The organism is Bacillota bacterium (genome assembly GCA_040757085.1).
Taxonomy (GTDB): domain Bacteria; phylum Bacillota; class Sulfobacillia; order JACIYH01; family JACIYH01; genus JACIYH01.
Map to the genome: position 1 here is coordinate 15,709 of JBFLXJ010000020.1, position 13,709 is coordinate 29,417.

Annotated in this window: 12 protein-coding genes; 9 read left to right on the forward strand and 3 right to left on the reverse strand. The window is 64.0% G+C overall.

The window, feature by feature from the left end; all coding sequences use genetic code 11:
* The first annotated feature begins 32 nt into the window (after window positions 1-32).
* The 3 genes from AB1446_07280 to AB1446_07290 all read left to right on the forward strand — a co-directional run bounded on the left by AB1446_07280 (window position 33) and on the right by AB1446_07290 (window position 4,615).
* Window positions 33-1,421 (forward strand): Nramp family divalent metal transporter, encoded by a 1,389-nt coding sequence (locus AB1446_07280; protein ID MEW6546701.1) that lies wholly within the window; start codon window positions 33-35, stop codon window positions 1,419-1,421.
* Window positions 1,422-1,521: 100 nt separating this feature from the next.
* Window positions 1,522-2,796 (forward strand): DUF362 domain-containing protein, encoded by a 1,275-nt coding sequence (locus tag AB1446_07285; protein ID MEW6546702.1) that lies wholly within the window; start codon window positions 1,522-1,524, stop codon window positions 2,794-2,796.
* A gap of 1,444 nt (window positions 2,797-4,240) precedes the next feature.
* The gene (locus tag AB1446_07290) at window positions 4,241-4,615 is read left to right on the forward strand and encodes a hypothetical protein (GenBank protein MEW6546703.1); all 375 of its coding nucleotides are present in this window, start codon (window positions 4,241-4,243) and stop codon (window positions 4,613-4,615) included.
* Between the two features lie 191 nt (window positions 4,616-4,806).
* Here the strand turns inward: AB1446_07290 and AB1446_07295 are convergent, their stop codons facing one another.
* The 3 genes from AB1446_07295 to AB1446_07305 all read right to left on the reverse strand — a co-directional run bounded on the left by AB1446_07295 (window position 4,807) and on the right by AB1446_07305 (window position 7,968).
* Window positions 4,807-5,178: a class I SAM-dependent methyltransferase gene (locus tag AB1446_07295; protein ID MEW6546704.1), complete on the reverse strand. Its 372-nt coding sequence runs from the start codon at window positions 5,176-5,178 to the stop codon at window positions 4,807-4,809.
* Window positions 5,175-6,044, reverse strand: a complete 870-nt coding sequence (locus tag AB1446_07300; protein MEW6546705.1) for a nucleoside phosphorylase — start codon at window positions 6,042-6,044, stop codon at window positions 5,175-5,177. The genes AB1446_07295 and AB1446_07300 overlap by 4 nt, the downstream gene beginning before the upstream one ends.
* A gap of 1,681 nt (window positions 6,045-7,725) precedes the next feature.
* Complete coding sequence (locus tag AB1446_07305) at window positions 7,726-7,968, reverse strand: alpha/beta-type small acid-soluble spore protein (GenBank protein ID MEW6546706.1); 243 nt, start codon at window positions 7,966-7,968, stop codon at window positions 7,726-7,728.
* A 166-nt stretch (window positions 7,969-8,134) separates the two neighbouring features.
* On the opposite strand from AB1446_07305, the gene AB1446_07310 reads away from it, so the two are divergent.
* The 6 genes from AB1446_07310 to AB1446_07335 all read left to right on the forward strand — a co-directional run bounded on the left by AB1446_07310 (window position 8,135) and on the right by AB1446_07335 (window position 13,568).
* Window positions 8,135-8,380 carry a zinc ribbon domain-containing protein gene (locus tag AB1446_07310; protein MEW6546707.1) on the forward strand — a complete coding sequence of 82 codons (246 nt, stop codon included), beginning with the start codon at window positions 8,135-8,137 and terminating at the stop codon, window positions 8,378-8,380.
* A 100-nt stretch (window positions 8,381-8,480) separates the two neighbouring features.
* Window positions 8,481-8,894 (forward strand): 4Fe-4S dicluster domain-containing protein, encoded by a 414-nt coding sequence (locus AB1446_07315; protein MEW6546708.1) that lies wholly within the window; start codon window positions 8,481-8,483, stop codon window positions 8,892-8,894.
* The gene (locus AB1446_07320) at window positions 8,894-10,744 is read left to right on the forward strand and encodes an aldehyde ferredoxin oxidoreductase family protein (protein ID MEW6546709.1); all 1,851 of its coding nucleotides are present in this window, start codon (window positions 8,894-8,896) and stop codon (window positions 10,742-10,744) included. Before AB1446_07315 ends, AB1446_07320 begins: the two co-directional genes overlap by 1 nt.
* 73 nt (window positions 10,745-10,817) lie before the next feature.
* Entirely contained in the window at window positions 10,818-11,054 is a 237-nt protein-coding gene (locus tag AB1446_07325) for a MoaD/ThiS family protein (protein MEW6546710.1), read from the forward strand.
* A 73-nt stretch (window positions 11,055-11,127) separates the two neighbouring features.
* On the forward strand, window positions 11,128-12,336 hold the full coding sequence (locus AB1446_07330; GenBank protein MEW6546711.1) for a glycosyltransferase: 1,209 nt from the start codon (window positions 11,128-11,130) through the stop codon (window positions 12,334-12,336).
* Window positions 12,333-13,568, forward strand: a complete 1,236-nt coding sequence (locus AB1446_07335; protein MEW6546712.1) for a Gfo/Idh/MocA family oxidoreductase — start codon at window positions 12,333-12,335, stop codon at window positions 13,566-13,568. The genes AB1446_07330 and AB1446_07335 overlap by 4 nt, the downstream gene beginning before the upstream one ends.
* The last annotated feature ends 141 nt before the right edge of the window (window positions 13,569-13,709 follow it).

Consider the following 13,709-nt stretch of genomic DNA (forward strand, 5'->3'; position numbering starts at 1 on the left):
TACAAGATGATGGCTTGAAAGGAGGCGCCAGAATGTCGGAGAAAGAGAAAAAGCCCTTGCAAGAGGACTTTGAAGCCAGGGAACGCACGACGGCCGACGTGAAAGAGCCGCCGGCGGGGTGGAAGCAAATCCTGGCTGCGTTCGGCCCTAGCTTCGTGCTTGCTGGAGCCACCGTGGGTTCAGGCGAGATTATTGCTACGCCTATCCTGGGGGCTAAGGTCGGTCTCGTCATGCTGTGGGCCATAATTGCTAGTTGCCTCATCAAGCTGCCGGTGCAAGAGCAATTTGGAAGGTATGCCGTTTACTCAGGCAAGAGCTTGCTTACTATCCTTGATGAGTTACCTGGGCCCCGGCTCCGTGCTTCGTGGGCTGTCTGGTGGGTCCTGTTTCTGATGACCTTCTTGTTGATCATAATGGCGGGTATCGTTGGCGTAGTTGGCCTCGCCTTACGAGGACTGTTTGGTGTTGGGAGTGCGAACTTGTGGGGCTTGATAGCCGGGGTGGTAGGCCTGGCCCTGATATTCCGGGGTTTGTACACCGACTTGCAAAGGGTGAGGCTGGTCATGGTGGTAGCCTTCTCTGCTATCACCGTGCTGCTGGCATTCATAGTCTTGCCTTTCACCCCATACGCTCCTTCAGGGCAAGATCTTCTCCGCGGGTTGGCCCTGCATTTCCCCAAGGAAGGATGGGCGGTAGCCCTGGCTGTATTTGGCATGACCGGCATAACGGCAAATGAAATGATTACCTACACCTACTGGGTACTTGGGAAGGGTTACTCTGCATGGTCCGGACCTGTGGGCTCACCGAACTGGTTGCACCGGGCGCGAGGCTGGATCCGCGTGATGCACTGGGACTTGGTGTGCGCGGCGATCGTCTACACCATCACTACGGTGGCCTTCTACGTGTTGGGCGCTGCCGTGCTGGCAAAGCTCGGAACGATCCCGGCTGGTTTCAAGGTCGTTGACCAGCTGGCGGCGATGTACACGAAGACGGTCGGCGAGTGGGCCAGGGTGCTTTTCATGATCGCTGCATTCGCTATCCTCTACAGCACCTACATTGTAAACACTGCGGGCTTTGGGCGAGCGTTTCCTGATGTGCTCGCGCGCCTACGCCTGATTAAGCTGGACACGCCCGAGGCGTATTTGTTCTGGCGTCGCTTCTTTACCGTCGCGAGTGCAGCATGCATGTTCGTCCTTTATTACCTCGTCCCTAGGCCGACGGTGTTGATCATAACGGGTGGTATGATTCTGGGGTTGTCTCTTCCTCTGGCGGCCCTTGTGGCTCTCCTGCTGGATTCCAAGTTGCGGCGCGAGCAGGTTGATCTGGCTCAGCCGTCCTGGCTTCGGGCGTTGTTGTGGGTGGCTTCGCTCGGGATTTGGGTGTTTACGATCTGGGGCTACGCGACGGGTGCCATCAAGTAGGGCTAACACGGGCAGGGAGAAGACGTGTCTGCGGGCCTTCTCCCTGCCCGTACCGTCTTTCGCCATATGGCAACGGGCCTGTGCGGGGGAGGGAGAAATCATGCGGTTTCCCAAGGTGCTGACGGTAAAGCAAAAGTTCAGTAGCTTTGCTCTCCCTGACGTCCGCGAAGCGGTGCGGAGCGAGGTTCGGCGTGTGCTGCCCCACACCCGGATAAGGCCCGACAACAGCGTGGCGGTTACGGTCGGCAGCCGGGGCATCGCAAATTTGGCGACGATTGTAAGGGGGATTGTTGATGAGCTGCTCAGTTATGGTTGTAGGCCGTTTTTGGTGCCGTGCATGGGGAGCCATGGCGGCGCCACGGCGGAAGGTCAGAGAAAAGTGTTAGAAGAGTACGGGATCACGCAGTCCTCGATGGGTGTCCCGATCGAATCAGCCATGGACGTGGGGGAAGTTGCCCGTACCGAAGAGGGTTTAAGGGTGTTTGTCGACAAGAACGCCCTCGGGGCAGACCATATTGTCGTTTTCAACCGGGTGAAGCCTCACACCGATTTTCGCGGCACGATAGAAAGCGGCCTGATGAAGATGATGACCATCGGGCTTGGCAAACACAGTGGAGCGCAGTATTACCATCGGGCGGCTGTGACCTACGGGGGAAGTAGGGTCATCAGGGCGGTGGGGAGGGCGGTGCTGAGGAACTGTCCGGTGGCGTTTGGTCTGGCGGTGGTCGAAGACGCTTACGACAACACTGCGCTTGTGGAAGCGATTCTACCGGACGACATCGAGAGACGAGAGGCTGAGTTACTTGCACAGGCTAGGGAAATGATGGCCAAGCTGCCGTTTAAGAAGATCGATGTGCTTATCATAGACCGGATGGGGAAAAACATTAGCGGCACCGGGATGGACACTAACGTGATCGGTCGCATCCACAACATTTACGAACCGGAACCGGAGTGGCCCAAGATAACCAGGATAGTGGTAAGGGATCTCACGGACGAAACCTTGGGGAATGCGACCGGGGTCGGACTCGCCGACTTTGTAACGAAGCGGTTGGCGGACAAGATAGACTGGCACGTGACGTATACGAATTGCCTCACAGGGCTGGTGGTTGAAAAAGCACGTCTTCCAATGGTTTGCCCAACGGATCGCGATGCGGTGGAGGCAGCTCTGGGGACTGTAGGCCTGGTGGAGCCAGAGCAGGCGAGACTGGTTTGGATTCGCGATACTCTCAGCCTACACGAAGTAGCAGTTTCGGTAGCGTTCTTGCCGGAAATAGAAGATCGTGATGATCTGTTGGTTATGAGCGAGCCGTTTGACTTACCTTTTGACGAAGTAGGGAATCTCCGAGACATGTGGCACGGGTATGACCCTCGGTAAGCGCCCATGAACCAGGTTTTCCCCGGGGTCATTGCTGGTTGGCCGACCTTCCGGGTGTGCCAGGAGGGAGCGAGGTAACCACTATGGCGCCGAACCAACCTCTTCCACTGTAACGCCGCGCTGGCCTGGGTATGATGCGAAGGCCTTTCGCGTGGGCAGGCGCTTGAAGGTGGGTTTCAGGCGCTCTTTGAGCAGGTCGGGGCTGTGTCCGGTGACCCGACCCCGGGCATGGGTGAAGGTGGCACGCCGAAGTACTGCAGACTGGTTCGGGGGTGGGCAGCGTTCAATATGCGACACACGGACTCCCTGTTCGGGGGAGAAAGGTGGCGGCGGCGGCCGGTTAAGGGCGCCGCATCGCGTCGGATAATGTCAGGGGCTTTTTCAGCCACCAGTTTGGTATGAGTTGTGGGCTTTTCGTCCTAGCACGGACCGGGTGAAAGTACCGGGCTCAACCGGGGACATCCGGTTCGCAGGTGGCTCTGGGCGGTGAACTCTGGCTGCCCCGGGGGTAAGGCGGCGTGGCAACCCATCAGGAATAGCGGTACCAGGATCGGGCTGTCATGCGGGGACTGGCTGGTGCCGAAACCTGCTGAGGCGGTGCAGGTCCCGGTGGCCGGGTCGCGGGATAGGCGGCAAGCCCGCTGCTACGGGGCGTGGTGTGGGGGTGGTGGGGCAGTAGCTCGGAGCGGTGGGACAGCTGGGGGCCCGCAGGGGAACCAAGAGCAAAGGGCTGCCGCTGCAGTACGGGGTGTGGACGAGTCGGCAGTAAGCCCATGGCCCGAGACTTTCGTGCTCGGGTGAGCTTGAAAGGGAAGGCGAAACCCCTCTTGCCGAGGGGCGTGGCGGTTAACGCGGCAGGCGCAGTACCCAGGAGCGCCCGAGCGACCGGGCGGGGTGCGCCGCAACGGGAGTCAGCAGAAGCCCTCCTACCGGTGTCTGGGAGCAGGGGGCGAACGTCAGCGAAATCGCAGCCCGCGGCGGGAGGAAACGGCGAGGCCGCATGGGCTTGCCAGGCGCGAGTGAGCTGATGCTGGAGCGGGATAACCTGGAGCACCCTTCCGGGTGGATCCAGAGGGCGGGGGCTCCCGGAATGCGTCCGGTCGTACCCGGCCGAGCACCGGGGGCAGGGATCCACCGCCCCAGGCCGGTGTGGGGGTGGTGGGGGAGTGCGGCTGGGGTTCCGACGGCGGTTGACCGCTGCACCGAGCGGGCCGTGCCGTGTTTGAAGTCCAGGCCGGGGCCAGGCTAGTGCGGCGGGGTCCTGACGCGGCGCCCGTGGCCGTCGCTACGCGGAGGAAGGCTGCAATCACGAGGTGCTCATGGCCAGGTGGCAAGCAGGTGTTGCGGCTCGTCCGGCCCTGGCGGTGGAGCTTTACCTGCGGGGCGAGGACCTCACCTCGGTGAGAAGGAAGCTTTGCTGTTCCCGCACCGCCTGGCGCAGGTGGTGGCAGATCTTGTGCAGGTGGGCGGCCTGGGCGAGGAGGGCCCCGAAGAGGCCGCCCGCCGGCTGGGCCAGCCGCCGGCCCTGGTGAACAGCTTCCGGGAGCTGTGGGGCGAGGTCAGGCAGGATGCCCGCCCGCCCGAGAGGGTGAAGCGCGAGGGGTTGTGGGTGCTGCCAGCGCCGCCCGGTGGTGGCCCCCGCCAGGCCTTCCGGCAGCTTTTGCTCGAGCGGCACCGCTACACCCCGGCGGCGGCCGACCAACTCGCCTATCCATGCTTCCGCCCCAGGATTATCCTCTGCTCGGCGCGGCTGGAACCCGAGAACTCGAGCATCTCCCACGCCGCCTCGAACAGGCCGGCGATTTCGTCGTTCTCGTAGATCCGGAGCAGCATCCCATCCTGCTCCCCGCCCGTGTAGCGGATGGTCCCGTCGGCCAGGACCTGGTGGGGCGCGTCCGCCTGGTCCTCCTCCCCATCAAACGAACAGAGCAGGAGACCGCCGGACCTGCATGCGCGTGAACTCCCTGGCCACCACCTTTGCCTCCAGGAGCGTCATATGATCGAGCACGCTCAGGCGAGCACGCCCTCGAAAGACTGCGCTTCTGCGTCGATGGCCCCCCACTCATACGCGCATCTCTCCACCCTGAGACCTTCGCGCCGAGCCCTCTGCTCGCAAAGGCGGACGGCCTCTGCCGATATATCCGTCACCGTCACGCGATAACCGAGCCTGGCGAGGGCGAGAGCGTTGCGACCCAGGCCGCATCCGAAGTCCAGGACGTGCCCGCCTTTCGGCAGCAGCGCCAGGAAGCTGCGGGGCGCCCGGCGGGGCCCTTCGAACACGGATGGTCGGGCCGGTCCACTGGCGTGTACGGCCCGGCGCACAGACTCTTCCCAGAACTCCCGTGGTGTCCTCACCCCTGGCCGCTCCCGGCTGCCGGTCACCCTGAGACCTCGTCCGTCGCCCCGCAGACCACGGGCGGCGCCCGGCGTCCCAGGACACGGGGTAGGGCGTGGCAGACCGCCTCCAGGGTGGTCGCCACCCGCTCGGTCCGGTACCCCTCCTCCCAGCTTTCGCCGAAGAGTTCATCGCTGATGAAGAGCACGGCGGCAAACTCGATACGGCGGTACATGGCGATAGACATGAGGGCGGTGCATTCCATCTCCACCGCCAGAACACCTTCCCGGGCATACTGCTCGACCTTGTCCCTTGTCTCGCGGCAGGGGGAATCCATGGTCCAGACGCCCCCTTCCGTCACGCGCATCCCGGCGAGGGCTGTCCTGAGTTCCGCCAGCAGTGCGGGCGACGGCCGGCAGGCCGCACCCGGAGGCAGGTAGTGGTAAGACGTCCCCTCCTCCCGCACACCCCAGGTGGGCAGGACGATATCTCCAATCCTGCACCGCGGGCTGAGCGAGCCGGCCGCCCCCACCATGAGTATGCGCCCTACTCCCGACGCGATCAGGGCTTCCATCAACATGCCCGCTGCCGGCGCGCCGATGGAGGACAGGTAGACGGCCGCCTCGTTGTCCATCCTGCCCTCCACCGCACCCGGGAGCACGGGCGCCTCCCTGGCGTCCACAAGCCCGAACGCCCGCAGCAAGGACTGGTAAGATCTCCTCGTGAAAGACAGCACGGCCAGGTCCGCAGCAATCTCTTTCGCGAACACCGCTGGGTCTATCACCGCCGGCGCTGCGGACAACCACATTGGTCCCGCCAGGCCTACCGGCGCGCCCTGCCCCGCCGGCCCTGCCGAGCCCGGCCCATCCGGGCACACGGGCCCTTCCCAGCCCGCAGCACCTTCTTTGCCCACAGAAGCTCCCCCTTTCGCTTCGCCAGGAAAACCTTGAGCCCTGATATCCCTCGACCTCCCGTTGCGGGGCCAGTCTGCTCGGGACGGCCACAGCCCGCAGCTAAAGCGAGGAGGACGACCGCGCACAGGAAGATGACGGTGAGCGCCCTGATGATCCCCGGGCTTTTGCTTCCGCGCACTCCTGCCATGCCCCTTCCCGCACGGGGTCCAGGAACAAGCCAATAACTTCCACGCCACCGGCTGGCATTTCGGCAGAGCAACACCCGATTCCTCCTGAACAGGATTGCCTCAGCGAGCGACGCGCTGCCTTCACTGCGGTTACAGAAAGCTACCATGGGGAGGGTCCTCGGCCATTGTGGCAGCGGCGGTGGACGGGCATCCCGGCATCGGTCCGTCCCTGTCAGGGGTCATGTAATTCGCCCACCGGGCCGCTGGAAATGCCAAGAAATTCTGCCGCGCGTCGAGCGGGCCGTGCCTTACGTCAGAGAGAGTCTGTGGCGGGGCAGAAACTTCCTCAGTGAGCAGGAGGCGAACCGGAAGGCGGTGAGGTGCGCCTGGAGGTGGCGGGCCACAGGATCCACGGGACCACCCGGCAGCGGCCGCTGGAGTTGTTCGAGCAGGAGGAGCGAGCCCACCTACTTCCCCTGCCCGCCGAGCCCTGGGAGATGCGGCAGTGGACCACTGCGAAGGTGGCGCCGGACGCCCACTGCCACGTGGCCAAGGGCTTCTACTCGCTGACCTGGCGCTGGTGCCTGATCGGTTGCGGACTGGAGGTCTGCATGAGGGAGAACACGGTTCAATTCTTCTTAGGGATGAGATCGTTAAGCCCCACCCGCGGGTGGCGCCGGGCAAGAGGCAGACCGACTTTGCGGACCTGCCTGCCGATCGCAGAGCCTTCTTCCAGCGCACACCCCAGTGGTGCGTCAAGCGAGCCAGGGAACTCGGGCCCGACGTACTGGAGGCCGTGACCCGGGTGCTCTCGGTGAACACACCTCAGGCAGGCACAGGGGATACCGCGCCTGGAGGAAAAGTACGGGGCCAAGCGCCTGGATGCTGCCTGCAGGTGCGCCCTGGCCTACGGCGACCCCAGGTACCGCCCGGTGAAGAACATCCTGAAGAACGACCTGGACGGAAGGCCCGTGGACATCCCGCAAGATGGCGGCAGCTGGGTGGGGGCATTTCTCCACGGCCAGCACACTTTGCCCTGCCGGCGGCGGAGGGGGAGTGAGAGCAGAAGGTGCACCAACTGGAACCCAAAGCTGGAAGCCCTGCGCCTGGGAGGGATGCTGGAGTTGATACGAAGTGCACATCAACAGGATCGCCGTCGAGAACGTCAAGAGCTTTCGCACTCGGCAGGTCATCGAATTCGACCCCGGCTTAAACATCTTGCACCGGCATCCCCTTTCCACCCTGTAGGCTCGTACTTGGACAAGTTCCAGGGTGCCGAAGGCCTCCGCCAAGCTATCGAAATTGACTTCGCCGTGACTCGCACGGACCTTGAAAATCTCGCGGTCATAAGGGCACATAGGAGGGAATTCGAGGAACGGTTGCGTATCTACAGGAACAAACCTCCGTTTCCCCGAGTGGATTTATGGGATCCGGGGCTCCTGTAGGAAGCAAACAGAAAGGGGCGGGGGCATTACCCCCGCCCCCGCGAGGACCACACTCGCGCAGGCCCTCGCTAGAGGTTAGAGCGACCCTGGCCCTGGCTGTTTTGTTCCAGCGCTTGCTCGGCGTGGCGGATCATCACCTTGACCAGATTGCCACCAATCTTGCCGCCCACGCTGCATTCGCGCGCGGGAAAGTCACACCAGTACGCATCGCGGATCTTGGGCGTGATGCCCAGTTCATTCGCCAGTTCGTACTTGAAGGTATCAAGTACGGACTCTGGGAGCACCTTGGGCTGATTCATGAATTTGGGCACGCTCCTCACCTCCTCGGGTCATGTTGTGCACGCGCCGGTCGGTCTCATTTCGGCATTTGCTGGTCCGCCCGGCAACACCGCTTAAAGTTGCCACCCTCCGAAGTCACGGTTTGAAGTCGCGTTGACATCGGTCAAGCAGGGGAAGTACACTCGATGCAGAAAACGTATGAAGCGAAAGGGGAGTGGGCTCGTGCCCATTTACGAGTTCAAATGCAGCGCTTGTGGTCACAAGTTCGAAACCCTGTGCCGGGTGGGGGAAACGGAGGGCGGCCTGGAGTGCCCCCGGTGCGGGGCCAAGAGCCTGACCAGGCTGGTGTCTGCGTTCCGGGTGGGTGGGGGATCAGGCGGGGGTAATGGCTCCGGCAGCGGGTGCTCCGGGTGCTCATCCCGCTCGTGTTCCACATGCAGGTGAGGCTCCCGAGGACCGGGAAGGGGTTCGGGCGGGGCCTCGAAATCACGCCACCGGTGCGACCCGGTAATGATAGCACCGGTGGGGCCAGGGGGGGTATGGGGTGAAGATCGGGCTGAAGGAAGAGCGCTGTTCGGGATGTCTGGTATGCGAGATGGCGTGTTCGCTCAACCTGTTCGGAGAACTCAACCCCAAGAAGTCGGCCATCGTGATCAGGGGGCAGTTTCCCGAGCCGGGGCGCTACAGCGTCCTGGTTTGCGACCAGTGCGGCGAATGCGCCAAAGTGTGCCCGGTGGAATGCATCACCCTGGGGGACAACGGCGCCTACCGGATTGACCGGGAGGCCTGCACCGGGTGTCTGGCTTGCGTGGAGGCATGTCCAACGGGGGCCATGCGCACCCACCCCGACGACGACGTCCCCTTCAAGTGCACCCTTTGTGGCGACTGCATAAGGTTCTGCCCGCGGAGTGCGGTATACGACCTCGACGGTGAGATTGCCGAACGGAGGTGGTACTGATGCTGTACGGTTACGGCGGGCACGTCCTGCGGGTAGACCTTTCTTCCCGCTCGGTGACCAAAGAACCGCTATCGGAGAGCCTGGCCCGCGGCTGGCTAGGGGGACGGGGCTTCGTGTCCCGTACCCTCTGGGAAGAGCTACCACCAGGAACCGATCCCCTGGGGCCCGGCAACCTGGTCATCATGGCCTCCGGTCCCCTGGCGGGGTGCTTCCTGCCGGGCTCGGGCAAGATCCACTTCGGCACCAAATCTCCCGCCACGGGGGGATACGGAGACTCCAACATGGGGGGCCATCTGGCCGCCGAACTCAAGCATGCCGGCTACGACATGGTCATCTTCCGCGGCCAGGCCAGCTCGCCCGTCATGCTGGTGATCGATGACGACCGGGTGGAGATCCGGGATGCCTCCCGCTACTGGGGCATGGGATGCCTCAAGACCGAGGAGGCTCTGAAGAACGACCTGGGTGAGGATTTCCAGATCGCCACCATAGGACCGGCGGCGGAGAAGCTGGTACGCTACGCCTGCATAAGCCACGATTTCGGCCGCCAGGCGGGCCGCACCGGGGTGGGCACGGTCCTGGGGAGCAAGAAGGTCAAGGCCGTCGCGGTGCGGGGATCCCGGGCCATCCCCCTGGCTCGGCCCCGGCAGGCCTGGGAAAAGGGCAAGGAAATGTTCCAGGCCTGCTTCTCCAATCCCGGGTTGGCTCAGTGGACACCCCAGGGCACGGCCGGTGTCACCGATTGGGTCAACGAGGTAGGTGCATTTCCCACCCGCAACTTCTCCAGCTCGTACTTCGAGGCGTACAGGCAGATCAACGGGCAGGCCCTCCTCGACAGGCTGGTACGCACTCACAAGGGATGCCACGGATGCCCCACTCCCTGCGGCAAATACTCCTTCACCCGGTCGCGGATGGGGGAGGCCTGGGTGGAGGGACCCGAGTACGAGACCATCGCCCTGGTGGGAGGGAACTGTGGCCTCGATAGCATCGAAGATATCGCTTATCTGAACCACGTGCTGGACGACCTGGGCATCGACACCATATCGGGCGGCGCCGTGATCGGGTTTGCCATCGAGTGTTATCAGAAGGGGATTCTTTCCCGCGAGGCGGTGGGGAGGGAGCTTTCCTTCGGTGATCCCGAGGCGGTCCTGTACCTGGCCCAAAAGATCGCGGCCCGCGACGGGATTGGGGACCTGCTCGCTGACGGGGTCAAGAGGGCAGCCGGGGAACTGGGTCCGGAGGCAGAGCGCATCGCTCCCCACGTAAAGGGGCTGGAACTGTCCGGATACGAGTCCCGGTACGCGCCGGCCATGATGCTGGCCTACATGACCTGCGACATCGGTGCCCACCACAACCGGGCCTGGGCCATCACCTACGACGTACAGGTAGGGCAGGACAAGGTGGAAGGGAAGGCCCAGCGAGTGATCCAGTTGCAGCACATCCGGCCCCTGTTCGACGCCCTGGGTCTGTGCCGTCTGCAGTGGGTGGAGATTGGGTTTGACCTCAAGCACTACGCCGAGGTGTTCCCCCTGGTCACAGGGTGGGACTACTCGTGGGATGACCTCCTGCGCATTTCCGAGAAGATCTGGAACCAGAACCGTTGCTTCAATGTCCGGGAGATCCCCGGATTTGGGCGCAGTTGGGATTACCCACCCTCCCGTGTCTGGGAGGAACCCGTCCCCACGGGGCCGGCGCAGGGCAAGTTTATCCCCCGCCAGCGGCTGGACGACCTGCTGGACGATTATTACCGGCTGCGGGGATGGTCGCCCGACGGGCTGCCTACCCGCAGGAAGCTACACGAACTCGGGCTGGACGACGTGGCCAACACCCTGGCCGACAAGCTACCCGAGTAGTCTGCCCGGCGTTCGGGCGGCACACCAGGTTGGGAAGGGCGCTGCTCGCGGGCAGCGCCCTTTTATGGTGGTGATGATGGTGGTACGTATCCTGGTGCATGGACATGTAGCCGAGTTCTTTCCGGGTGGCCAGCACGAACACAGGCTTAGCCTCTCGGAACCCATGTCGGTGACCAGGGTCATCGAGAGCCTGGGAGTCAACCCGAAGCTCATCATGAAGGTCTTCCTGAACGGCAAACCCGCCAGTAAGGAGGACCTCGTCCACGACAGCGACGAGCTACTCCTCATCGCTCCTGCCTCGGGCGGCTGACGCATGAGGACGGGGGGCATGCGGATAAGCTTCCCATAGTCAACGCCGGCCTGATTGGGGAGGGGTAGGTGGGATGGCGCTGCACGTGGCCATGGTCACCTCGTGGGCACCGCGCTGGTGCGGTATCGCCATCTACTCGGCCGAGTTGTGCGCCGCCCTGGAAGAGGCGGGCATGCGCGTTTCCGTGGTCGCCCACACCGATGCCGCCGTCCGGGGCGTCCGGGCGGTCATAGACCAGGCCGACCCCGCCTGGCCCGAGAAGCTGGAGGAAGCGGTAGAGGAACTCGACGCCGAAGTGATCCACATCCAGCATGAGTTCGGCCTGTTCGCCACCCCCCTTCCCACGGGCGAGTTCAGCTTTGCTCCCGAGGATGCCTTCCGGCTGGCTGTCCCCCTGTTCCGGTGGCAGGTGAGACGCCGCCCGGTGGTGGTCACCTACCACTCGGTATTCACGCATCTCACCCACGCGGAGGCGCTTTACTACGATCACATGATGGCCCTGGCCACGGCCAACATCGTCCACGAGCCCATCCAGAAGACCCACCTTCCCTACAACCTGGGACGGGTGCCTGCCAACGTGTTCGTGTGCCCTCACGGGGCAGGGAGAGAGCGACCACCCGCTTCCGCCCGGCAAGAGGTGAGGGACGAACTGGGACTGGGAGATGCCGTGGTGGTGGGCATGATGGGGTGGTTCGAGCCCAACAAGGGATTCGACCGCGTGCTGCGCATGTGGCCCCGCGTCAAGAAAGCCTGCCCGGAGGCAGTGCTGGTGCTAGCAGGGGAAGCACGTCCGGGCAGCCCCACCGGTCCCCGCGCGCGGGAAGAATACCTCGCCCTGGCCCGGCACTCTCCCGCTGCGGATTCCATCCGCGTGGTGCTGGGCACCTTCTCCCCGGATCGTTACCTGGCTATCCTCTCCGCGTTCGACCTGATGGTCCTGCCCTATACATACGCTACCCAGTCGGGCAACCTGGCTCACGCCTATCAGGTGGGTCTTCCCGTGGTAGTGGCGGCCCTGGAGGGCCTCAAGTCCTCGGTGGAAGCCAGCCGGGCGGGATTGCTGGTGCGCGACGACGAGGAGCTAGAGCAGGCCGTAATGCGCCTGGTGCGCGATAGGAGCCTCCGGCGTCAGCTCGCACGGTCCGCCCGGAACTACGTGGCGCGGGTCACCGCCTGGGACCGGGTGGCCCGCCGTCATCTCGAAATCTACCGCTGGGCCCGACGCCGCGTGACGGACCCCACACGCTACGCTCACTATGCCAGACGGGAGGTGCATGTGTGAGCGCACCTGTCCGTGCACCGGTCCGGCTGGGTGTGGTGGGGTGCGGGGCTTTTGGCCGGTTCGCCCTGCAGGCGGTTGCCGGCTCACCCCTGGTGACCCTGGTAGCCCTGGCCGACCCCCGCGAGGAGTGCCGCCTGGAAGCAGCCCGCGTCTGGCACCAGGCCGTCTCAACGCCCGATCTCGGGAATGATGCCCCTACCTCCCGCACGAACGACCCTGTAAGCCCCCAGCAACGAGCAGACGTGCGCCTGTATGAGGAGGGGGCAAAGGTTTGCCAGGATCCCGGGGTGGACTTGGTCTGGATCCTGGCGCCCCCTTACCTTCACTATCCCCTGGCAAGGGTGGCGCTTGAGCACCGCAAGGGGGTCTTCCTTGAAAAGCCGGGAGCCATCCGCCCCGGGGAAATGGAAGAGCTGGGTGCGCTGGCGGAGAGTAGCGGAGCTCCTGCTTCCGTGGATTTCGTCCTGCGCCGTACGCCTCTGGCAACATTGGTTTCCCGCATCGTGAACAGCGGGGTCGTGGGTCCCGCCGAGCGGGTGGTTCTGGAGAATGTGGCCCACGACGAGCGGCTTCCCGAGGGGCACTGGTTCTGGAACCCGGTCCTGTCCGGCGGCATCTTCGTGGAACACGGCGTCCACTTTTTCGATCTGGCCAACTGGTGGTTTGGCGTAGGGGAGGTGAAAGGAGCCCTCGGCCTCCGCCGCACCAGGTGGAAGGACGCTCCTGTAGACCGGGTGCTGTGCACCTGCCTGCACGGGGCTTCTGCCTCGCCCGTGCTGGCCACCTACTACCACTCATTTACCACCGTGGAGAGGTTCGAGCGCGCTTCCTGGCACCTGGTACTGCACCGGGGCTTCCTGGACGTGGAGGGGTGGATCCCGACCGCAATCCGGGGGGAGGTCCTCGTCACCGACCAGGAGGCTCAATGGCTAAAGTGGCGGTTGGGGTGTGCCCTGGACGCCCTCGACCAGCCGCAACCCGACCGGGACCCGGCCTGGGGAGGCCAAGACGCTCCGGAAGGCACGGGTGGCAGGCCCCTGCGCTACCGGGCCCGCCTGCTCGTGGAGAACCCTGACCGGACTGCCGTGTACCGGCAAGCCATCCGGGCCGGGTTGGAGGACGTGGCCGCCTGCCTGATCGAATCCGGACGGCAGCCCGCGGTGACTCTGGAAGATGCCCGCCGTGCCCTGGAAATGGCTTACGCAGCTACCCGATCGGCAGAATCTGCTTGAGCGCTGCCGCACGCCTGTTCGCTGCTGCCAGTGGAGAGGTTGCGCCTGTTGCAGTGCGGGTGGGCTGGCCCCTACAACACCGCCGGGCAATGAGAATCAATGATCGCTGTCCTGGAGAAGTGCGTACGCCGCGGTGCGCTC